At 59.4% G+C, this 20,337-nt stretch carries 19 protein-coding genes and 1 tRNA gene; 11 read left to right on the top strand and 9 right to left on the bottom strand.

Going from position 1 to position 20,337, the window contains the following annotated elements:
• The first annotated feature begins 31 nt into the window (after nt 1-31).
• Nucleotides 32-424: a glyoxalase gene (locus tag Tel_09880; GenBank protein ALP53432.1), complete on the top strand. Its 393-nt coding sequence runs from the start codon at nt 32-34 to the stop codon at nt 422-424.
• Here the strand turns inward: Tel_09880 and Tel_09875 are convergent.
• On the bottom strand, nt 421-3,576 hold the full coding sequence (locus tag Tel_09875; GenBank protein ALP53431.1) for an integrase: 3,156 nt from the start codon (nt 3,574-3,576) through the stop codon (nt 421-423). The two genes, Tel_09880 and Tel_09875, sit on opposite strands and share 4 nt — an antisense overlap.
• 183 nt (nt 3,577-3,759) lie before the next feature.
• Between Tel_09875 and Tel_09870 the strand changes: the two genes are divergently transcribed.
• Nucleotides 3,760-3,850, top strand: a tRNA-Ser gene (locus Tel_09870).
• A 281-nt stretch (nt 3,851-4,131) separates the two neighbouring features.
• Nucleotides 4,132-4,410: a hypothetical protein gene (locus Tel_09865; GenBank protein ID ALP53430.1), complete on the top strand. Its 279-nt coding sequence runs from the start codon at nt 4,132-4,134 to the stop codon at nt 4,408-4,410.
• A gap of 25 nt (nt 4,411-4,435) precedes the next feature.
• Here Tel_09865 and Tel_09860 read toward each other — a convergent pair whose 3' ends face one another.
• The 7 genes from Tel_09860 to Tel_09830 form a co-directional block, all read right to left on the bottom strand.
• Nucleotides 4,436-4,891, bottom strand: a complete 456-nt coding sequence (locus Tel_09860) for a hypothetical protein (protein ID ALP53429.1) — start codon at nt 4,889-4,891, stop codon at nt 4,436-4,438.
• 185 nt (nt 4,892-5,076) lie between these two features.
• Nucleotides 5,077-5,721, bottom strand: coding sequence for a potassium transporter (locus Tel_09855; GenBank protein ALP53428.1), 645 nt, complete (start codon nt 5,719-5,721; stop codon nt 5,077-5,079).
• A gap of 2 nt (nt 5,722-5,723) precedes the next feature.
• Entirely contained in the window at nt 5,724-7,103 is a 1,380-nt protein-coding gene (locus Tel_09850) for a hypothetical protein (protein ALP54815.1), read from the bottom strand.
• 92 nt (nt 7,104-7,195) lie between these two features.
• Nucleotides 7,196-7,384 carry a hypothetical protein gene (locus tag Tel_09845; GenBank protein ALP53427.1) on the bottom strand — a complete coding sequence of 63 codons (189 nt, stop codon included), beginning with the start codon at nt 7,382-7,384 and terminating at the stop codon, nt 7,196-7,198.
• 153 nt (nt 7,385-7,537) lie between these two features.
• On the bottom strand, nt 7,538-8,407 hold the full coding sequence (locus Tel_09840; protein ALP53426.1) for a mechanosensitive ion channel protein: 870 nt from the start codon (nt 8,405-8,407) through the stop codon (nt 7,538-7,540).
• Nucleotides 8,408-8,443: 36 nt separating this feature from the next.
• The gene (locus Tel_09835; GenBank protein ID ALP53425.1) at nt 8,444-9,250 is read right to left on the bottom strand and encodes a hypothetical protein; all 807 of its coding nucleotides are present in this window, start codon (nt 9,248-9,250) and stop codon (nt 8,444-8,446) included.
• Nucleotides 9,251-9,302: 52 nt separating this feature from the next.
• Nucleotides 9,303-10,376: a magnesium transporter gene (locus Tel_09830; GenBank protein ALP53424.1), complete on the bottom strand. Its 1,074-nt coding sequence runs from the start codon at nt 10,374-10,376 to the stop codon at nt 9,303-9,305.
• Nucleotides 10,377-10,489: 113 nt separating this feature from the next.
• On the opposite strand from Tel_09830, the gene Tel_09825 reads away from it, so the two are divergent.
• The 4 genes from Tel_09825 (at nt 10,490) to Tel_09810 (ending at nt 14,863) form a co-directional block, all read left to right on the top strand.
• Complete coding sequence (locus Tel_09825; protein ALP53423.1) at nt 10,490-11,347, top strand: hypothetical protein; 858 nt, start codon at nt 10,490-10,492, stop codon at nt 11,345-11,347.
• 96 nt (nt 11,348-11,443) lie between these two features.
• Nucleotides 11,444-12,535: a ribosomal-protein-alanine acetyltransferase gene (locus tag Tel_09820; GenBank protein ID ALP53422.1), complete on the top strand. Its 1,092-nt coding sequence runs from the start codon at nt 11,444-11,446 to the stop codon at nt 12,533-12,535.
• Between the two features lie 25 nt (nt 12,536-12,560).
• Nucleotides 12,561-14,027 carry a carboxylate--amine ligase gene (locus tag Tel_09815; protein ALP53421.1) on the top strand — a complete coding sequence of 489 codons (1,467 nt, stop codon included), beginning with the start codon at nt 12,561-12,563 and terminating at the stop codon, nt 14,025-14,027.
• A gap of 32 nt (nt 14,028-14,059) precedes the next feature.
• Nucleotides 14,060-14,863 (top strand): sad1-interacting factor 2, encoded by an 804-nt coding sequence (locus tag Tel_09810; GenBank protein ID ALP53420.1) that lies wholly within the window; start codon nt 14,060-14,062, stop codon nt 14,861-14,863.
• Here Tel_09810 and Tel_09805 read toward each other — a convergent pair.
• A complete protein-coding gene (locus tag Tel_09805) occupies nt 14,857-15,072 on the bottom strand; it encodes a hypothetical protein (GenBank protein ID ALP54814.1) in 216 nt (71 codons plus the stop codon). The two genes, Tel_09810 and Tel_09805, sit on opposite strands and share 7 nt — an antisense overlap.
• Nucleotides 15,073-15,234: 162 nt before the next feature.
• Between Tel_09805 and Tel_09800 the strand changes: the two genes are divergently transcribed.
• From Tel_09800 to ligA, 4 genes are all read left to right on the top strand, one after another.
• Complete coding sequence (locus tag Tel_09800; GenBank protein ALP53419.1) at nt 15,235-16,074, top strand: hypothetical protein; 840 nt, start codon at nt 15,235-15,237, stop codon at nt 16,072-16,074.
• On the top strand, nt 16,064-16,912 hold the full coding sequence (locus Tel_09795) for a hypothetical protein (GenBank protein ID ALP53418.1): 849 nt from the start codon (nt 16,064-16,066) through the stop codon (nt 16,910-16,912). Before Tel_09800 ends, Tel_09795 begins: the two co-directional genes overlap by 11 nt.
• Nucleotides 16,896-18,203 (top strand): hypothetical protein, encoded by a 1,308-nt coding sequence (locus Tel_09790; GenBank protein ALP53417.1) that lies wholly within the window; start codon nt 16,896-16,898, stop codon nt 18,201-18,203. Before Tel_09795 ends, Tel_09790 begins: the two co-directional genes overlap by 17 nt.
• Before the next feature lie 92 nt (nt 18,204-18,295).
• Nucleotides 18,296-20,314 carry an aromatic ring-opening dioxygenase LigA gene (gene ligA / locus Tel_09785; protein ALP53416.1) on the top strand — a complete coding sequence of 673 codons (2,019 nt, stop codon included), beginning with the start codon at nt 18,296-18,298 and terminating at the stop codon, nt 20,312-20,314.
• The last annotated feature ends 23 nt before the right edge of the window (nt 20,315-20,337 follow it).

The raw sequence follows: 20,337 nt of genomic DNA, 5'->3' as shown, positions 1-20,337 counted from the left end.
CGGGGAAAGTAATCAGTCCAACAGGTGCCTTATGTCCAACATACAATCGATTTTGCATGCCACGGTAATTGTGGCCGACGTAGACAAGTCGGTGAAGTTTTATTGTCAAGTGCTTGGTTTGACGCTTAATCCGGATCGGCCCGATCTGGGATATCCCGGCGTCTGGTTCGACGTGGGTCAGCAGCAGCTGCATTTGATGCAAGTGCCCAACCCCGATCCGGTGACGGGACGCCCCGAGCATGGCGGCCGTGATCGGCACATCGCCTTCGCAGTGGCAGACCTTGAAGCCTTGTGTCAGCGCCTGGATGACGCCGGCGCCGTCTATACGCGCAGCAAATCCGGTCGCAAGGCCTTGTTTTGCCGCGACCTGGACGGCAATGCTCTGGAGTTTATCGAAGCGCCGCTGGGCGAGCATCTGCCCTAGGATTCATCGTCTTCGCCAATGGACAGCAGGCTGGCATTGCCCCCCACCGCGGTGGTGTTGATGGTCAACACCCGTTCGCTGGCAAAGCGGTGCAGATAATGGGGTCCGCCGGCCTTGGGGCCGGTGCCCGATAATCCCTCGCCGCCGAAGGGCTGGGTGCCCACTACGGCACCGATCATATTGCGATTGACATAGGTATTGCCGCAACGCGCGTGGCGGGCGATATACTGCGCCGTGGCGTCGATGCGGCTGTGAATGCCCAGGGTCAGGCCGTAGCGGGTATTATTGATGGCCTCGACGACGTTATGCAGTTGATTGGCCGGATAGCGAATGATGTGCAGCACCGGGCCGAATACTTCGTGGCTGAGTTGATCCAGGGTGTCGATCTCGAAGGCGTGCGGCGCAAAAAACGAGCCGTTGTTGCAATGCGCGGGCAGGGGCACGGTCTTGACCAAGTTCGCCTCCTGACGCATACGTTCCACATGCTGCTGCAGGCCCGCCTTGGCCTTGTCGTTGATCACCGGGCCGACGTCGGTATTGATCAGTGCCGGATCGCCGATGACCAGTTCCTCCATGGCGCCGCTCAGCAGTTCCAGTATGCGCGGCGCCACGTCCTCTTGCACGAACAACACCCGCAGCGCCGAGCAGCGTTGACCGGCACTGTCGAAGGCGGACTCGAGCGCGTCGGCCACCACCTGCTCCGGCAGTGCCGAGCTGTCCACGATCATGGCGTTCTGGCCGCCGGTCTCGGCGATGAAAGGGATGATGATGTCGCGCTGCGCCAGGGCCTGGTTGATCTGCCGCGCGGTATCGGTAGAGCCGGTAAAGGCGACGCCGGCGGTGCGCGGGTCGCGCACCAGCGCCATGCCGATCTCGGCGCCGCCGCCGGGCAGGAAGTGCAGCACCTCGGTCGGCACCCCGGCCTGGTGCATAAAACTGATGATTTTCGCCCCGGTCAATGAAGTCGCCCCGGCCGGCTTGGCGATGACGCTGTTGCCCGCCGCCAGGGCGGCGGCGATCTGGCCGGTGAAAATGGCGACGGGGAAATTCCACGGGCTGATGCAGACGAACGCGCCGCGGCCGCTTAAGCGCAGCTCGTTGCGTTCGCCGGTGACGCCCGGCAATTCGATCGCTTGGGCGAAATCCGCGCGCGCGCGGGCGGCGTAGTAACGACAAAAGTCGATGGCCTCGCGCACCTCGCTCAGCGCGTCGCGGAGTGTACGGCCGCCTTCGCGTATGGCCAGGGCCATGAGTTCGTAGCGATTGCGCTCCAGCATGTTGGCCACCTGGTCCAGGATCTCGGCGCGCTGTTCCGCCGCGGTATGGTTCCAGTCGGTGGCGTGGGCATGGGCCAGGCTCAAGGCCTGCTGCACCGCCTCGTGATCGGCCAGATGTACTTCGCCGATGGTGTGCTCGCGATTGGCGGGGCTGCTCACGGTGCGGTGTTTCCCCGCAAGGGTCTGACCGCCGACGATGGGTGCGGCGATCCAGGATTTACACATAGCGTCTTCCAGACCTTGATCCAGTTCGGCCAGGGCCTCAGGGTCGCTGAGGTTGATCCCGCCGGAATTGAAACGCTGCGGCGCATAGATGTCGCGCGGCAGGGGGATACGCGGATGGCGTTTCTGCTGCAGTACCTCAGTCTCATGAATGGGGTTGGCGATGATTTGTTCCACCGGCGTGTGCGCGTCGACGATCTGATTGACAAAGGAGGTGTTGGCGCCGTTTTCCAACAGCCGCCGCACCAGGTAGGGCAGCAGTTCTTCGTGGCTGCCCACCGGGGCATAGACGCGGCAGTAACGGGTCAGCTGTTGCTGTTCGATGGCCATGCGGTACAGGCCTTCGCCCATGCCGTGCAGGCGCTGGAATTCGTAATCCCGGTCGCCGGCCATCACCACGATGCTGGCCAGGGTATGGGCATTGTGGGTGGCGAACTGGGGATAAAAGGCGCTGCCGCAATTCAGAATGCGCTGGGCGCAGGCCAGGTAGGCGGTGTCGGTGGAGCACTTGCGGCTGAACACGGGGTAGTCGGGCAGGCCCTGCTCCTGGGCGCGCTTGATCTCCGTGTCCCAGTAGGCGCCTTTGACAAGACGAATGGGGATGCGATGAGCGCTGCGGTGACTGAGTTCGGCGAGCCAGTCGATGACGAAGACGGCACGCTTTTGATAGGCCTGCAGTGCCAGGCCGAAACCGTCCCAGGCCGTGAGCGACTCATCCAACACGACTTGTTCAAAAATATCCAGGGACAGCTCGAGGCGATCCGCCTCTTCCGCGTCCACGGTCAGGTTGATATTGGCCTGCTTGGCCGCCCGGGCCAGTTGCAGCAGACGCGGCGGCAGTTCCTTTACCACGCGCTCGCGCTGGGTGTATTCATAGCGCGGATGCAGGGCCGATAGTTTTACCGAAATGCCGGGATTGGCGAACAGCGCATCGTGGCTTTTAGCGGCGTGCTCGCCCAGGGTGTGGATGGCGTTGAGGTAGGCATCGAAATATGTCTGCGCGTCGGCCGCGGTCAGGGCCGCCTCGCCCAACATATCAAATGAGTAGCGGAACAGCCGGTTGTCGCTTGCCTGACTCCGCTGAATGGCCTGGTCGATACTGGTCCCCATGATGAATTGCTGACCGATGATCTTCATGGCCCGCTTGATGGCCATGCGGATTACCGGTTCGCCGCTGCGGCTCACCAGGCGCGAAAAAAACGAGCTGCTTTCGTGCACCATCTCGGGCGCCAGCTGGACGATGTGGCCGGTCAGCAACAGCCCCCAGGTGGAGGCGTTGACGAACACGGAATGACTCTTGCCCAGGTGGGTGTCCCACTCGGCCTGGGACAGTTTGTCGCGGATCAGCCGGTCGGCGGTTTCGGAATCCGGGACGCGCAGCAGCGCCTCGGCCAGGCACATCAGCATTACCCCTTCCTGTGAGCTCAGGTCGTACTCCTGCAACAAGGCGCTGATGCCGCCCTTGCTGGTCTTGACCCGGCGCAGCTCCACCACCAGTTCCCGGGCGATGTCCTCGATGCGGGCCTGCTGATCCTGGTCCAGATGCAGGGCTGCCAGCAGGGTGTTGAGGTGGGCATCCTCGTCCATCAGATAGGCCTGGTTGATCGCCGCGCGGCTGGACGAGAGGGTAGAGGGGGGTGTGTTATGAATCATGGCCCGACATCCTTCCTGGCTAATGGCTGTTAGTTGGGACTGACATACATAGAGCAGGGTTCCATATTACATATATCGGTCCACTCAAGGAATTTTGCAGTGATTCCAATCAATTAGCGCAGCGAAAATGAGTATGGCCAATTGCGTCAACAAAAGAGATGGGGTACTATTGCGCGCCTTAAAGGAGAAGTGTCCGAGTGGTTGAAGGAGCACGCCTGGAAAGTGTGTATACGTTAATAGCGTATCGAGGGTTCGAATCCCTCCTTCTCCGCCAGACTCAAAAGCCAGCTTAAACAGCTGGCTTTTTTCATTTGGCGGTTCAGTCGGTGACCATCCAGCCCGCGCCAGAGGCTCGGGCGTTCGCAAGGATCAAAGCCAAACCGTTGGCTTTGATAGAAACCTTGCTCACCCTTCTCCGCCAGGTAAAGTATAGAGAAAAGGCCGGGTACTCCCCGGCCTTTTTCTGTTTCCCCATTGCGGTGGTGTAATGTCTCAGGCCCGGAATCGGCTATAGTGATGGGCACCGCCATTATAAGGATCGAGGGAGGAGCCGTTATGAAAGCCACTGCCGAACTACAGGTCATTCCGCTGGGTAGCGAGGTGTCGGTCCGGGAGGAGGTCCGGCGCGCGGTCCAGCTGCTGCATGATCGTGATCTTATCCTTGAAACCCATGCCTCCGGCACCAACATCGAAGGCGAGCTGGATGAAATCCTCGCCGCCGTCAAGCTGGTCCACGAGACCCTGCATCAGGAGGGCAGCGTGCGTCTGTTGAGCTATGTAAAGCTTGAGACCCGCAGCGATAAGGTGCCGACGCTGGTGGCCAAGCGTTTGTAGACAGACTCGTATGGTGCGACCATCGTCAGATGGGCAATACCAGGCCTAACAAATGATCCGGAATCAATACCGATTGATATAGGATCAAGGTGACATACAAGGCGAGTACGCTATACAGGATATGCTGGGCCTTGAGCCATTTGATAAATGTGCTGTTGCGATAACCCACCAGCAATAACAGGCCCAGGCCGGTCAGTGCGAATTTGGCCGTGACAAAGAGGCGAATATCGGATCGGATCAACACATCCATCAGTGGGTTGAGTTCCTGGGCACCATTTTGGAGCAATTGCAGGGTATTAAAGGCATCGGCAAAACACAGGCCCAGGATGGCCAGGGTGACGACGAGATAGACGGAGGGGTGATGATCCAGCCAGGCATTGGCGGTCTGTTCGGCGCGGCGATGGTTGCGGCGCCGGCCGACGAGGCTATAGAGGTGAAAGGGTTGGTGGCTGCGGCGACGATCCCCCTTCCTGCGGCACACTCCGTGTTGCACATGACCCCCAAGCGCGACAATGACTAAACATCCGATAACGATAAATTCAACTTAACTGCACAAAATTTATTGCAAATCCCGGGCCAACTGCAGGCAGGGGCTTCAGAATTAATGAATTAGGGTGTTCGTGTCGGGGTTGTACAGGTGGATGTGTAAAATATCCCGACACCTGTCTAACTGTTCCATTGCTCCTGCAAGCTCGGCAAACAGTCGCGGTGCGCGAGAATGACCACCTCGTCATCGGCCTGCAGGTCCATATCGTCCTTGGCGATGATGAGCTTGTCCTGACGATAGATACAGACCAGGCGGGCGTCTGCGGGCAACTCCAAGGCCTCGACGCCGCCTTCGAAGTCCTCCGGCAACACGAATGAGAAGACCCGAGCCTCGTCGCGGATCATGGTGGAGAGTTCCAGCAGGTCCTGGCCCTCGAACATGTCGGCGAGAAAACGGCCGATAGTGCGGGCCGGGATAATGGTGTCTTCCAGCCCCAGCTCCAGGCAGATATGCTCGAGCTCGCGGTCTTCGATGCGGGTTACGACCCGTTTAAATCCCAGTGAATGTCCCACCAGGCTGGCCAGGATGTTGGTACGATCATCGCCGGTGAGGCAGAACAAGATCTCTGTGCTGTCCGGGTCGGCCTCTTTCTGCAGGGCCGGTTTGCTGCCGTCCCCGTGGAGAAAACCGCAGTCCAGCGTCTCGCTCAGCTCGGCAATGCATTCCTTGTCCTTTTCGATAATCACCACCTCGTGACCGCGCTTGAGCAGCAGATTGGCGGTCATAAGGGCAAACGATGAGGCTCCCACGAATACGGCGCGCATGATTAGGCCATCCTCTTTCCAATCCAGGTACGGTAATACAATACGATGAGCAGGGCGATGATTTCCAGTCGCCCCAGCAGCATGTCCAAGATCAGCACCATTTTCAAGCTGGGTTCCAGGTCGGGATGGGTGATGCCGGTGGACAGCCCCACCGTGCCGGTGGCCGAAACGACCTCGAAAAGGGCATCCAACGGTGGGTACCCATAGGCCAGGAAGACAAGCCAGGAGAGCACATTCACCATGATAAATAGCAGGATCAGCACCAGGGCCTGATGGATCTCATCGTGCTCCAGGTTGCGATTGTCGAGGCGCGGCTGGATCACGGCGTGGGCGGGCAGGGTATAGCGCTGGATGATGAGTTGGATCAGACGCGCCAGGATCAACAGCCTGAGGATCTTGATGCCGCCGGCCGTGGAGCCCATGTCTCCGCCGATGAACATGGCGATGATCAATATGCCCTTGGCCAAGGGGTCCAGTTCGCCGACATCGAGTGAACTGAAACCGGTGCTGGTCTGGGTCGACGTGCCGAGCAGGAAACCGTGCCCCAGCGCCTCGCGATAGCTGAACTCGAACTGTTGGGCCAGGATGAGGCTCAATGCTGCGCTGACCACCAGGGTGAGCAGCAGCAGGAGCTGGAATTCACTGTCGAAGACCACACCGCGCCAGTTGCCCTTAAACAGTCGATAGTAGAGCACGAAGGGCACGGCGCCGCAGAAGCACAGTACCATGATCGCCGCCCGGGCGCCCCAGTCGTCGATACCGGCCAGGCTGTTGTCCAGTGGTGAATAGCCGGCGGTGGAGATGGCGGTCATGACGTGGGTGATAGCCAGGAAACCATCCTGGAGCAGCAACCAGACCACGATCACGCCCACTAGGCTAAGGAGGACATAGACTACCAACACGCGGCGCGCATAGTGGCGTGTGGTGGTGATCATGCTCTGACCGCCTTCGGGACCGAGCAGGCGTTTCATGGCATTATGGTGACCCATCAACAGGGCCACCGACAGGATGACGATACCCAGGCCGCCATACCATTGTATCCAGGCGCGGGCGAAGAGGAAGGTCATGGGTTTGTCGCTGAAGGCCTGCACCGTCGTGAGCCCGGTGGTGGTAATGCCCGAGACCGCCTCGAACCAGGCATCGATAAAGGGCAGGCCGGCCGCCATCATGGGCCAACTGATCAGCAGGGGCGACAGCACAAAGGCCAGGGCGGTGATGACCAGGGCCTCGTTGGTGTGAATGTCGCTCGGTTCGGCCAACTTGAGCCCGGGGATGCCCAGCACCAGCAGGGCTAGGATCACGCCGGCGTAGCGTAGACTGTAGAAGTGTTCGCCGTAGAACAGGGACACCAGCAGGGGCACCAGGGTCAGCAGTGCCAGCATCAGTGCCAATTGACCGAGATACTTGGCGACCACCTTTAGGCGCACGGCGTGGTAGAGCGTGGAGACCGCCTCCTGCATCGGGACGCCCGCCCTTAGGCTTGACCGACTTCGGTCTTATGCGCCCCGCTCAATTGCGCCTCGGTGAGTACATCCTCGCCGGTGGTGGTGCGCAAGGCCGCCTGTTTGACGATGATCACCTTTAGCCACAGGCGCCCACGCACCAAGGCCTGCAGATTGTCGGTCAGGTATTTGAGCGAGCGGGGATAGAGCGCCTTTAACATCAACGGGGTCGAGTCGGAAGCTTCTGCCATCTTGTGAGTCACCTTGATTGTTCTTGAAGGGTGCGATGAGACAACATGCCTAAAACCCTAGCACATCTGGTGACCGGTTTTTTTGAGATTTCGCAATGTCCGCGCTGGCGGGTTAAGGCCCGCTCAAGCCCTATCCTGGTCGGCCTGTGCCGAATCGCTGCTGCTCATCCTGAGCGGAAAGGGTGTGGTGACACTGCCCGTATACAGGGTGCGATGGGGGAAGGGGATCTCGATACCGTGGGCATCAAAGGCCTCTTTGATCTCTTGGTGTATGAGGTTCTTGAGCTCCAGGAAATTTTCCCGTTTGGCCCAGACCGAAAATTGCAGGTTGAGTGAGGATTCGCCAAAGCCCTGAAAGATATACAGCGGTTTGGGTTCCTCGAGACAGAGCGGGTTTTTATCCGCCACCGCCTCCAGCAACTCGCGGACTTGGTTGATGTCCTCCTTGTAGGCCACGCCGACCGCCACATCGATCCGGCGGATGGGAAAGCGGGTCAAGGTGGTGACCTCGGACTTGATCAGGGACTCGTTGGGGATACGCACGAACAGATTATCGAATGTGCGCAGTTTGACCGACAGCAGGTCGATGGACAGCACCTCCCCCGAGGTGGTGCCGACACGGATAATATCGCCCACCGTAAAGGGGCGTTCCGCCACCAGGAACAGGCCACTGATAAGATTGGATGCGGAGGTCTGTGAGGCAAAGCCGATGGCGACCGTGAGTATCCCCGCGGCGCCCAGCAGCACACTCAGGTTGAACCCCAGTTCGTGCAGGGCCGAGACTGCAAACAGGCCCAAAATAAGATAATAACTACCGCGCCGCAGCAGCATCACCCGATGGCTATCGAGTTTTTTATGACTGACTCGGGCCAGGGTACTGCTGACCAGTTTGGCGACCGCCAGACCGATAATGAGCAGGATGGTGGCGCGCACCACGAGCCAGAGCTTTTCGCTGCTGAGATAGGTGGTGATTTCGTTCCAGAACTCGGTCATGATTGCGTTCTCTGCATGCGGGCGGATCTTCCGGTCTTAGCTAAACAGGGCATTGAAGGCGCGCACCAGGGTGCCCGTGCCGGCGTTGGTGCGGGGGGTGTGGATGAGCGTCGCCGCGTCGACTTCCACCGGTGCCTCTTTGTCGATCTTGAGCGCCGCCATGTCGCCGTCATCGCTGCGGGTCAGGGTGACGCGCGGGGTCCACAGGCGTCCGTCCGGCGCGGCGAACAGGGGTAACAGGGGCACGGGCAGGCTGAGCCGTTCCAGTAATAATGTGGTGTCGGCGCGATTACGGATGACCACCGGCGTAAGGGCGCGATGCGGGCGCCAGGGCAATTCATCGAGGCGCAGACGGCAACTGGTGCGCGAGGCGTAGCAAAGCTCACCCTCTTGCGTGGAGGCGCCGAACCAAGTATCAGACGGCCGCAGGATGGCGATCTCCTCCAGCGTGCGGCGTTGGTGCCCCACCGTGATTTCGATCCACAGGGGCGAGCTGACGTAAAGTGTGGTTTCCTGACCCGCGCTGAGGTGAAATGGCGACCAGGGGCGGGATACGATGGGCCGGTCCGCCAAGCGCGGGTTGATATACACTTTGCCCGAGTCATCGTGCAGGATGTAACGCGAATGGTTGGTGAAATGTTCGAGACTCAGATCCGATTCGCTGATTTGGCAGACGCTGTGTTTATCCTCGTCGCCTGAGCTGCGATCGTAGGCGATTTGCCATTCCTCATGCAGGTTGCGTAGCAGCAGGTCTAATGGCCCGATATGGCAGCGTAGGCCTTTGGTATCGGCGATGGTGTATTCGCCCCACCAGTGTGGTGCTTGTGATGTATCCGGATCCATACCTTCTCCTTATGGCAACGGATAATAGCAATAAACTGACAGATTCGGTCAATCAGAGCCAGGCCTTGCGGCGAAAATAAAACAACATGCCGAATACGATCAGCAGCATGCCGCCCAGTACCAGCGGGTAGCCGTAGTACCAGCCCAGCTCGGGCATGGCCCAGGGGCTGTCCGGGTTTTCGAAGTTCATGCCGTAGATACCAGCGATGAAGGTCAGGGGAATAAAGATGGTGGCGATGATGGTCAGTACGCGCATGACGTCATTGAGTCGATAACTGGCCGAAGAGAGATAGACATCGTGCATGCTGGCGGCCATATCGCGGTAGTTTTCCAGCAGGTCCATGATCTGGATCGAATGATCGTAACAGTCGCGCAGATATATCAAGGTGCCTGCGCCGATCAGGGCGTTGTCGCCGCGCGACAGGTAGTTGATTATATCCCGGTGCGGCCACAGCATGCGCCTGAGCAACAGCAGCTCGCGCCGCAACCGGTGAATGTCGCCCAGGGTGGAGCGGGTCGGCGCCGCCAGCAATGTGTCTTCGAGGGTCTCGATTTCCTCGCCGAAGCGTTCCAATACCGGAAAGCCGTGGTCGATGATCAGATCGATAATGCCATAGAGCAGATAATCGGCCTTGAGTGAACGAATCCGGCCGCTGCGTTTTTTCAGCCGCTTGCGCAGCGGATCGAAGGGGTCATGGACGCCGTTGTGGAAACTGATGATGTAGTTCGGACCGATAAAAACCGATACCTGGTCGACCTTCATGTGCGGCGCCTGAACGTCCAGCATGGCCATGACGATGAACAGCTGATCTTCGTATTCATCCACCTTGGGACGTTGCCCGCTGTTCATGACATCCTCCATGGCCAGTGCATGCAAATCGAACAGCTCGCCGATGTTGCGCAGTGCCTGTGCCTGGATTGCGCCCTGAAAGTGGATCCAGGTGATACTGTCCCGTTCCAGGTAGGGACGGCATTCATCGGCATGATCGACCACCTTATCCAGGTAGTCTTGATCGGTGTAATCGACCAGGCGGATGCTCAACGCGCCGGCTGCGCCGGCCGCACGTTCCACCAGGGTGCCGGGCGGCGTCCCCGGCGGATGATAGGTTTTAGTAAAATAAGGCATGGACAGTGCGCAACTCGCTGGCGTGAGATCGTCATTGCCATTTTGGCGTCCCCGGGTGTAATTTTCCAGTGCCGTCGTGGACTTGGTTGAACGCCAGCGGGAATGTGTTTAGCATGCTGAAGGTATTTCATAAACGTCTTGAGTCTGTGGCCAAGCCGACCGTGTTGGCGCTCGGGTTTGGCCTGGTACTGGTGCTTGGTGGGGTGGACTACATCAGCGGCACCGAGCTTTCCTTCGCCGTGTTCTATACCGCGCCCATCATGTTGGCCGGTTGGTACGGTGGTGGGCGGGTCGGGCTGACGGTGGCCTTGGTGTCGGCGGCGGTGTGGGTGTTGTGCGATCTGGCCGAAGGCAACCAATACAGTCATGAACTGATCCCGGTTTGGAATACACTGGCGCGTCTCGGCTTTTTTCTCATCATCCTGCGCTTGCTGTTGACGGTGCGCAAGACCCTTGAGCAGGAGCAGAGCCTGGCCGACACCGACGCCCTGACGGGGCTGGCCAATCGACGCTTTTTCGTTGAACAAGTCGAGCGCGAGCGGCTCAGGTTCGAGCGCCAGCTTGAGCCGTTTACAATCGTTTACATCGATCTGGATGGCTTCAAGTATGTCAACGATCATTTCGGCCATGACGGCGGCGATGAACTGCTCGAAACCGTGGCGGATAGCCTGCAGCAGCATGTCCGCGCCAGTGACCTGGTGGCGCGGCTGGGAGGTGACGAATTCGCCGTATTATTACCGCTCAGCGACAAGGCGGCGGCGGGCGTGGTGATCGACAAACTGAACCGCCAGGGCTTGGCGGCCATGGCGGCGCGGGGCTGGCCGGTCACGTTCAGTATCGGGGCGGTGAGTTTTATCCGCCCCATGCACAGCGCGCGGGATATGATCAAGGCGGTGGACGACCTGATGTACCAGATCAAAAAGTCGGGCAAGAACAACCTAATGCACCGGGTCTGGCCGCCCGCCGCCTGAATGCCGTGCCGGAGATGAGCGAAATTTTCCTGGAGTGGCGCTATGGACTGTGCTAATTATTCGCCGCCGTCCCTTTCTCGTTTCCGGAGTTAGCCCATGATTCGCCCCGCCACCCTTGGCGATATTCCCCAACTGGTCGAGATCGAAAAGGTCTGTTTCGACAGCGATCGGCTCAGCCGCCGCAATTTCCGTTACATGCTCACCAAGGGCCATGCCGACACCCTGGTGGCGGAGCAGGACGGGCGGCTGGTGGGTTACGCCATGGTGTTGTTCCATCGCGGCACCTCGCTGGCGCGGCTCTATTCCATTGCCGTGACCCAAGAGGCGCGCCAGGGCGGTCTCGGGCGTCGTCTGGTGGCGGCCGCCGAAGACGCCGCGCTGGCACATGATTGCATTTATATGCGCCTGGAGATCCGGGTGGATAACAAGGCCTCGCTGAGGTTGTTCGAGAGTATGGGCTACCAACAGTTTGGCCGCTATATGCAGTATTACGATGATCTGTCCGACGCTGTGCGGCTGGAAAAACGTCTGGTGCAGAATATTCCGCCGAATATGACCTCGGTGCCCTATTATCAGCAGACGCTGGACTTTACCTGCGGCCCGGCGGCGCTGATGATGGCCATGAAGGCCCTGGATGATCACACCGAGATGAGCCGCCATTTGGAACTGCGGCTGTGGCGTGAATCCACCACCATCTATATGACCTCCGGTCACGGCGGCTGCGGTCCCTACGGTTTGGCGCTGGCGGCGCATCACCGCGGCTTTCGCGTCGAGATCTACGTCAAAGAAGGCGAGACCTTGTTCGTCGATTCCGTGCGCAGCGAGGAAAAAAAAGAGGTGATCCGCTTGGTGGACGAGGATTTTCTGGAAGAGATCGGCCACCTGCCCGTCAAGCTCAGTTATCACCGCCTCACGCTCGTCGGTATTATCGAGGCCCTGGACAGCGGTGCCGTGCCGGTGATCCTGATCAGTTCCTATCGTATTTACAAGGAAAAGTTTCCCCATTGGGTGGTGGTCACCGGTCACGACGACCGTTACATCTATTTTCATGACCCCTACATCGATGAGGAGAAGGGCAAGACGGTCACCGATTGCGTCAACATGCCCATTCTACACAAGGAGTTCGAGCGTATGGCACAGTACGGCAAGAGTGGTCAGCGCGCCGCGTTGATCTTGTATCCACCATGACACAGACGAGGTAATACATACATCCATGGTGACCCAGATAATAGTGGTTGAAGACGTCAAACGCTGGACCTATAGCGAGATCGAATGTCCGGTGGTGGATATTGACGAGTATTTGACCTCGGCGGAGTATTTCGCGCTCAAGAACGTGCAGGTGATCAACCTGTGCAAGGACTACCGTTATTCCAGGGTCGGTTATTATTGTTCCCTGCTGGCCGAGGCGCGTCGGCACCGTGTCATCCCCTCGGTGAAGAGCATGCTCGATCTCAGCGACAAGGCGCTGTACAGCCTCGATGCTGTGATCCTCGATGAAGACGTAGAAAAGGCCTTCAAGAAGCAACACGTCACCCAGGGTGTGGGCGAGTTCGAACTGCGCGTCATGTTCGGCGCTTGTCAGGACGCGGCCTTTAACGGCCTGGCGCGCAAACTGTTCGAGATATTTCCTTATCCTTTGTTGCAGATCAATTTCAAAAGCCTGGATAAATGGCGCATTACCACCATCCGGCCGTTTGCCCTGCATAAGCTCAAAGCTGAGGAAAAGGCCTACTTCAGTGCCGCACTCAGCGCCTATCTGTCCAAACGCTGGCGTACCCGTAAGCAGAAGCTGCCCGGTCGTTACGACCTGGCCATTCTGCACGATCCCAAGGACCCTTTGCCGCCGTCCAATCCGCGCGCCCTCAAGGCCTTTATCAAGGCCGCGCGCAAGCTGGGCATCAATGCCGAGCTGATCGAGCGCAAGGATTACGCCCGGTTGGCGGAATATGATGCCTTGTTCATCCGCGACACCACCCGCATCAGCCACTATACCTATCGTTTCGCCAAACGCGCCGAGAGTGAGGGCATGGTCGTGATCGACGATCCGTCCTCCATACTGCGCTGCACCAACAAGGTGTATCTGGCGGAATTGCTGCGCGCCAACCATATCGCCACGCCTAAGAGCGCCATTCTGGGCAGGCGCGATCTGGAGGCCACCGAACGGAGCATCGGCTATCCCATGGTGCTGAAGGTGCCGGACAGTGCCTTTTCGCAAGGGGTGTTCAAGGCCGAAAGCCGTGACGAGTTCCATGCCATCGCTGAGCGCCTGTTCGAGAGTTCCGAACTGATTCTGGCGCAGGAGTATCTTTATACCGAGTACGATTGGCGTATCGGCGTGCTCAATCGCAAACCCATTTTCGCCTGCCAGTATTTCATGTACCGCAAACACTGGCAGATCGTCAAACACGGCAGCAGCGGCGCTTTTCAGGAAGGCGACGCCAAGACCTGGGCCGTCGCCGAGGCGCCGCGCGCGGTGGTGGAGATCGCCGTGAAGGCGGCGGGGTTGATCGGCGACGGGCTCTACGGCGTCGACGTCAAACAAAGTGATCGGGGTGTCTACGTGATCGAGGTCAATGACAATCCGAATCTGGATATGGGTGTCGAGGACCGCTATCTGGGTGAGGAGTTATTCAACTTGGTCATGGCCGACTTTTTGCGCCGCCTGGATGGCAAGAAATAACAATCGCGGTGACCATCTGAACGAGGCAACTGATGTCCGAGAACATGGAATACTTGTCATGTCAGGCGGTGTGCTACGCCGAGTCCTTCAACTTCCTCGGCTTGTCCGGAGCCCTGTTGACCACGGGACGGTGCGCCTGCTACCGCGATGTGATCTATCTCGAGGTCGAACAGGGCAGTTGCGCCATTTTTCCCTTCGGCGTCGCGGTGTACTGGAATGTCAGGAAGGATGTGGTGGAGCGCATTGACGAGCAGCTGCAGCTGTTTGCGCTGCGCGCCTACCCGGAACGGGAAACGGAACATTATCCCTTTATCCATGGTTGTGAGAAAAACCGTTTCACCCATGAGCATATCGAGCTCGTCGATAACGACACCATGACCCTGTTGGCCTTCTCTCATGCCCTGTCTCAGTCGGTGAAACTGGCCATGTTTGAGAGACAGGCCCAGCAGACCATCGAAGAGACCGCCGCCATTCCGCGCAAGTTGGCCGACACCGGCTCCACCCTGTTGTCACGGCGGCAGACCGCCAGGATGCGCGGCAAGCTGTTTTTGACCAAGAGCGATATCATTCTCAAGTATGAGTTGCTGGATACGCCGGAATTTTTCTGGGAATACCCCGAACTGGAGCCGGTGTATCAAATCGGGGCGCATTATTTGGAGTTGAAACAACGTACCGAGATATTATCCCTCAAGCTTGAGACCATCCACGAATTGTTCCAGATGCTGGCCGACGATCAGAAACACCAGCATTCATCCACCCTGGAGTGGATCATCATCTGGCTCATCGCGGTCGAGATAATCATCTTTCTGGTGAACGATTTTATCTTGGCTCATTGACCGCGCTTAGTCTTGTGCGTGGCCTGCCAGGTGCCGACCAGCAGGCCGATGACGACGCCGATGGCGAGTACGAAAAACACCATCAGGGCACGCGAGATGGAGAGTTGCCAAAAAAAGAAGGTGATGGTGACTATTTCAGTATTCTGCGCCGTGAATATCACCAGCAGCACCAATAAGGCGACGCCGAGTATGAATTTTGTTTGTTGCATGGTCTTGGTTTTTGTCATGATGATGCCTTAGTCGGCGGTTTCGGGTAAGCATAGATGAATTGGCCGAGGTGTTACAGCACCGTGTGGCGGAGCGTCGCGACGACTTCATCGATCCATAAAATGTCTACAATAGCTAAAGGCGCAACAATAGATCCTTCTATTATGAACGAGAATAACTGGCTGGACACGCTTACCCACAGTCTGGTGGAAATGCTGAATGCGGTGCTGGCGTGGCTGCCCCAGCTTCTGGCGGCGCTTGTGGTATTGATGGCGGGCTGGGTGCTGGCGCGGCTGCTGCGGCGTTTTGTGGTGCGGCTGGCCGAAGGCTTGGACCATCTCTGGCATCGCTTGACCCATGTGCCCGGTCTGAAGACCCTGCAAAGTGCGCATCCGCCGACGCGCCTGCTGGGACTGTTGGTGTTTTGGCTGGTGCTGATATTTTTCTTCGCCGTCGCCGCCCATATCCTAGAATTGGAGTTCATCACCGCATGGATCGGGCTGGGGCTCGGCTATCTGCCCGTGATCCTGCTCAGCGCTTTGATCATTGCGGTCGGCGTATTTCTGGCGTCTTTGTGCCGGCGTCTGGTGGAGTCGGCCATGTTCGCCGCCGGCGTCGCCCAGGCCAGGCTACTGGCGCAGGTGATGCAGGGCGTCATTATCGTATTGACGGTGGTGCTGGCGCTGGCCCAGCTCGGTATCGATGTCAGTTTTCTCGCCACCGTGTTCGGCATTACCCTGGCCGCGGTGCTGAGTGCCATCGCCTTGGCCTTCGGCATCGGGGCGCGGGATTATGTCGCCAATGTATTGGCGGCGCATCAAGTGCGGCGACGCTATCATACCGGCGATATGATCCGCGTACTGGACGTGCAGGGCAGGCTGCTGTCCATCACCGCCACCATGGTGATCCTCGACAGTGATCAGGGCGAGGTGAGCCTGCCCGCCAATCTGTTCAGCCGCCATCTCTCGACCCTGGTGGATTCAGTGCCCGACGATGAAGAGTGAGTTTCAACTCAGTCGCGCATTTGTCAGCCGCCATCCCCAGGCCGCGGCGCGGGTGCTGGAGCGTCTCGGCCCGGAGGTGGTCGCCGATTACCTAAGCGAGCTGGAGCTGCACCCCGCCGTCACCGTGTTGAGCGCCATGGTGACAGCGCATGGCGCCGCCTATCTTGCCGCCATGCCCGCGGACGCGGCCGCCGCCTTGCTGGATGCCTGCGACAGGGACACGGCCGCCACACTGCTGCGCGCCATGCCGCCGGATGCGGCGCAGGCGCGCCTGGAGCGCGTGCCACAATCAACGCAAAGACGCCTGACGCGTTTGATGCGCTATCCGGACGGCAGTGTGGGTAGCCGCATGCGCAGTTATTTATTCGTGCTCCCCGCCACGATTTCGGTGACGGAGGCATTGAAGCGCATCAGGCAGACGCATCAATTGAGCCAGCATCACATTTATGTCAATGATGAGGCGCTCAGGCTGAAGGGCGTGCTGAGCCTGGTCCAGTTGCTGCGCGCCGATGCCCAGGCGCCCATCGCCCAATTGGCCCTCAGGAGCGTGCCCGGCATTCCGGTGCGCGCCAGCGTGAAGGAAGTAGTGGATATGCCGGTCTGGCGTCATCACCAGTATCTCCCGGTCATCGACAGTAAAACCAGACTGGTGGGGGAAATCGATTTCTCCAGCTTGCATGATGCGGTGCCAATTCAGGTCACGGCCGACACCGGAGCAGCGACCACGACATTTTTGGAGTGGCTTTGGTTATCGCTGGCGGTGGCCCTCACGGCCACGCTCGACACGCTGTTCGACACTCAACGAGCGAAAAGGGATACCCATGACAACGGCGTCTGAACATGCGGCAGCGGCGTTGAATCGCGAGTATCTCAATCACTATCCCGCGGAGGCGGCCCGCGAGCTTGCCTTGGTCCGGGCGCATGAACTCGGCGGCATATTGCAGTCGGTCCCGGTGACCATTGCCTTGCAGCTTTGGCAGCACTTGCCTCTGGGAGCTCAGGAAGAGGCGCTGCTGCAGTTGCCTGAGGGCTTTGTTCGGACCTTGTTGGGGCGCAGTGAGCCGCAAGCCTCGGCCAGATTGTTGCTGCGCCTGCCGCACGCGGCGCGTGATGACTATCTCCGCTTGCTGGATACTGATCGCCGTCACGAACTGCAGCGTTTGATGGAATATCCTGCGGACAGCGCCGGTGGGGTCATGGATCCGCGCTTTTTGTCTTTGCGCGGCGAATTGACGGTGCGCGAAGCGTTGCGTCTGTTGCAACGTCACAAGCCCAAATTCAGCCGCCAGTTGTTTCTTACCGACGCCGACGGTGTGGTCAAGCAGATGGTGGATATCCAGGCCTTGTCGCTGGCCGACGGCACCGGCCCCTTGCAGGCCTTGGCCAAGGCGGTGCCCGCCTGGGTGCTGGCCACCGCCAGCCGCGACGAGGTGGTGGAACAGATGGAACAGCACAAGATGACGGATCTACCGGTGGTGGATATCGACGGTCGCTTAATGGGGATTATCCGCCAGGACGCCCTGGTGACGGCGGTGCAGGAAGAGGCCAGCGCCGATATCCAGACCATGGTCGGCGCCAGCAAGGACGAACGTGCCCTGTCCAGTATCGGGTTCGTGGTGCGCAAGCGTCTGCCTTGGCTGCAGATCAATCTGCTCACCGCCTTTTTGGCCGCCAGTGTGGTGGGTATTTTCGAGAGTACCATCGCCAGCTTTACCGCCTTGGCAGTGTTGCTGCCGGTGGTGGCGGGGCAGTCGGGCAATACCGGCGCCCAGGCCCTGGCGGTGACCATGCGCGGACTGGCGTTGCGCGAGATCGGCACCAGTCACTGGCGCCGCGTGACGCGCAAGGAGATCGGCGCCGCCTTTATCAATGGGATTGCGGTGGCGCTGACTACAGCTGTCGGGGTCTATTTCTGGAGCGGGTCGTATGGCTTGGGACTGGTGATCACCTTCTCGATGATCATTTCCATGACGGCTGCCGCGTTTTCCGGCGTCATTATCCCGGTCATCCTCAGTTCTCTGGGGCAGGATCCGGCACAATCCTCATCCATTATTTTGACCACCGTCACCGACGTGGTCGGGTTTTTCTCCTTTCTTGGCATCGCCACCCTGTTGACAGGCATGCTTTAAAGGGCGCGTTTTTTGGCTGGGTGGTGGGCCGACTTTCTGGGATAATACGCGCACCGATAATAACAATCGCGTGTGTTGTGCCTTAGCCGCTTATGAAAAGCCCAAATGTTGAACAACGCATCCAGCAGTTGCGGGATGAGATCAACCATCACAACTATCTTTATTACGTAGAGGATAGTCCGGAGATCCCGGATGTCGAATACGATCGGCTGCTGCGCGAGCTGCAGGCGCTGGAGGCAAAGCATCCGGCGCTGGTGACGCCCGATTCACCCACCCAGCGTGTCGGCGCCGAGCCGGTCAAGGCCTTCGGCGAAGTCAAACACCAAATCCCCATGCTATCGCTGGACAACGCCTTTTCCGATGACGAGGTGGCGGAGTTCGACCGCCGCGTGCGGGAACGACTTGGCAGTGAGCGGGTGGAGTACGTCGCCGAGCCCAAGCTGGACGGTCTGGCGCTGAGCATGCTGTATGAGGACGGGCGTCTGGTGCAGGCGGCGACACGCGGCGACGGCGTCAGCGGCGAGGACGTGACCCATAACGTGCGCACCATCGCCTCCGTTCCGCTGCGCTTGATGGGCAAGGACTACCCGGCGCGTCTGGAAGTGCGTGGCGAGGTCTATATGCCCAAACAAGGCTTTGAGGCGCTCAATCAGCGCGCGCGCGACAAAGGCGACAAGGAGTTCGTCAATCCGCGTAATGCGGCTGCCGGCAGTCTGCGCCAGCTCGATCCGCGCATCACTGCCGCGCGGCCCCTGGCCGTGTACTGCTACGGTGTCGGTCTCGTCGAGGGCAGGGAACTGGCGTCCACCCATAGCGGTATTCTGGAACAACTACAGCATTGGGGCCTGCGCGTCTCGCCCGAGATCAAACGGGTCATCGGTCTCGACCAGGTATTGGTCTATTACGAAGCGCTGGCCCGGCGCCGCGCCGAGCTGCCCTACGAGATCGACGGTGTAGTCTACAAGGTCAACCGGCTGGATCAACGCGAGGTCCTGGGATTTGTCGCGCGCGCGCCACGCTGGGCCATCGCCCATAAATTCCCGGCCCAGGAGGAGATGACCCGTTTGCTGGATATCGAGGTCCAGGTCGGCCGGACCGGAGCGATCACTCCGGTGGCGCGCCTGGCGCCGGTGTTCGTCGGCGGCGTGACGGTGAGCAACGCCACCTTGCACAACCAGGATGAAATCGACCGTAAGGATGTGCGTGTCGGTGACACGGTGATCGTCAGGCGGGCCGGTGACGTGATTCCCGAAGTGGTCTCGGTGGTGCTGTCCAAACGCCCCAAAAACGTCAAACGCTTTACCATGCCGCAGCAGTGTCCCGTCTGCGGTTCGGACGTGATTCGCGCCGAGGGCGAGGCGGTGGCGCGCTGCAGCGGCGGCCTGTTCTGCGCCGCCCAGCGCAAGGAGGCGATCAAACATTTCGCCTCGCGTAAGGCCATGGATATCGACGGCCTGGGCGACAAATTGGTGGAGCAGCTGTGCCAGCAGGGGCTGATCCACGATTTGGCCGATCTCTATGCCCTGACGCCGGAACAGCTGGCCGGCCTAGAGCGCATGGGCGAGAAATCGGCGCAGAACCTGATCGATGCCCTGGAAAAGAGCAAACAGACGACCTTGCCCCGGTTTCTATTTGCGCTGGGAATACGCGAGGTGGGCGAGGCGACGGCCCAGGGCCTGGCTAACTGGTTCGCCGAGCTGGATGCGATTCGCACGGCCACTGAAGAGGATTTGCAGCAGGTGCCGGACGTGGGACCGGTGGTGGCCGCTCATATTCGCGCCTTTTTTCAGCAATCCCATAATCTGGATGTAATCGACAAGCTGTTGCAGGCCGGTGTGCATTGGCCGGCCGTGGAGCGGCGCGCCGTAAAGCAACTGCCCTTGCAGGGTAAGACTATCGTGCTTACCGGGAGTTTATCTGAGTGGACGCGTGACGAGGTCAAACGGCGACTTCAAGCCCTGGGGGCAAAAGTAACCGGCAGTGTGTCGAAACGGACGGATCTGGTGATCGCCGGCGCCGAGGCCGGTTCCAAACTCAGCAAGGCGGAGCAGTTGGGTGTGGAAGTGATGGACGAGGCAGGATTGACGGAGCTGCTGCACCGCTATGAATAACCCGGTGCCGCGGCACCGGGCGC

The organism is Candidatus Tenderia electrophaga (assembly GCA_001447805.1).
Taxonomy (GTDB): Bacteria; Pseudomonadota; Gammaproteobacteria; order Tenderiales; family Tenderiaceae; genus Tenderia; species Tenderia electrophaga.
The sequence above is the reverse complement of the archived record's forward strand: the minus strand, read 5'-3'. Positions and strand labels throughout refer to the sequence as shown.

Bases quoted from the DNA above. Each gene is read 5' to 3' on its own strand.
- Tel_09830 (ALP53424.1), bottom strand. From the start codon at position 10,376: ATGCCTTATTTTACTAAAACCTATCATCCGCCGGGGACGCCGCCCGGC.
- Tel_09810 (ALP53420.1), top strand. From the start codon at position 14,060: ATGTCCGAGAACATGGAATACTTGTCATGTCAGGCGGTGTGCTACGCC.
- Tel_09865 (ALP53430.1), top strand. From the start codon at position 4,132: ATGAAAGCCACTGCCGAACTACAGGTCATTCCGCTGGGTAGCGAGGTG.
- Tel_09795 (ALP53418.1), top strand. From the start codon at position 16,064: ATGAAGAGTGAGTTTCAACTCAGTCGCGCATTTGTCAGCCGCCATCCC.
- Tel_09790 (ALP53417.1), top strand. From the start codon at position 16,896: ATGACAACGGCGTCTGAACATGCGGCAGCGGCGTTGAATCGCGAGTAT.
- Tel_09835 (ALP53425.1), bottom strand. From the start codon at position 9,250: ATGGATCCGGATACATCACAAGCACCACACTGGTGGGGCGAATACACC.
- Tel_09855 (ALP53428.1), bottom strand. From the start codon at position 5,721: ATGCGCGCCGTATTCGTGGGAGCCTCATCGTTTGCCCTTATGACCGCC.
- Tel_09880 (ALP53432.1), top strand. From the start codon at position 32: ATGTCCAACATACAATCGATTTTGCATGCCACGGTAATTGTGGCCGAC.
- Tel_09805 (ALP54814.1), bottom strand. From the start codon at position 15,072: ATGCAACAAACAAAATTCATACTCGGCGTCGCCTTATTGGTGCTGCTG.
- Tel_09840 (ALP53426.1), bottom strand. From the start codon at position 8,407: ATGACCGAGTTCTGGAACGAAATCACCACCTATCTCAGCAGCGAAAAG.
- Tel_09850 (ALP54815.1), bottom strand. From the start codon at position 7,103: ATGCTGGCACTGCTGACCCTGGTGCCCCTGCTGGTGTCCCTGTTCTAC.
- ligA (ALP53416.1), top strand. From the start codon at position 18,296: ATGAAAAGCCCAAATGTTGAACAACGCATCCAGCAGTTGCGGGATGAG.
- Tel_09820 (ALP53422.1), top strand. From the start codon at position 11,444: ATGATTCGCCCCGCCACCCTTGGCGATATTCCCCAACTGGTCGAGATC.
- Tel_09800 (ALP53419.1), top strand. From the start codon at position 15,235: ATGAACGAGAATAACTGGCTGGACACGCTTACCCACAGTCTGGTGGAA.
- Tel_09825 (ALP53423.1), top strand. From the start codon at position 10,490: ATGCTGAAGGTATTTCATAAACGTCTTGAGTCTGTGGCCAAGCCGACC.
- Tel_09875 (ALP53431.1), bottom strand. From the start codon at position 3,576: ATGATTCATAACACACCCCCCTCTACCCTCTCGTCCAGCCGCGCGGCG.
- Tel_09845 (ALP53427.1), bottom strand. From the start codon at position 7,384: ATGTTAAAGGCGCTCTATCCCCGCTCGCTCAAATACCTGACCGACAAT.
- Tel_09815 (ALP53421.1), top strand. From the start codon at position 12,561: ATGGTGACCCAGATAATAGTGGTTGAAGACGTCAAACGCTGGACCTAT.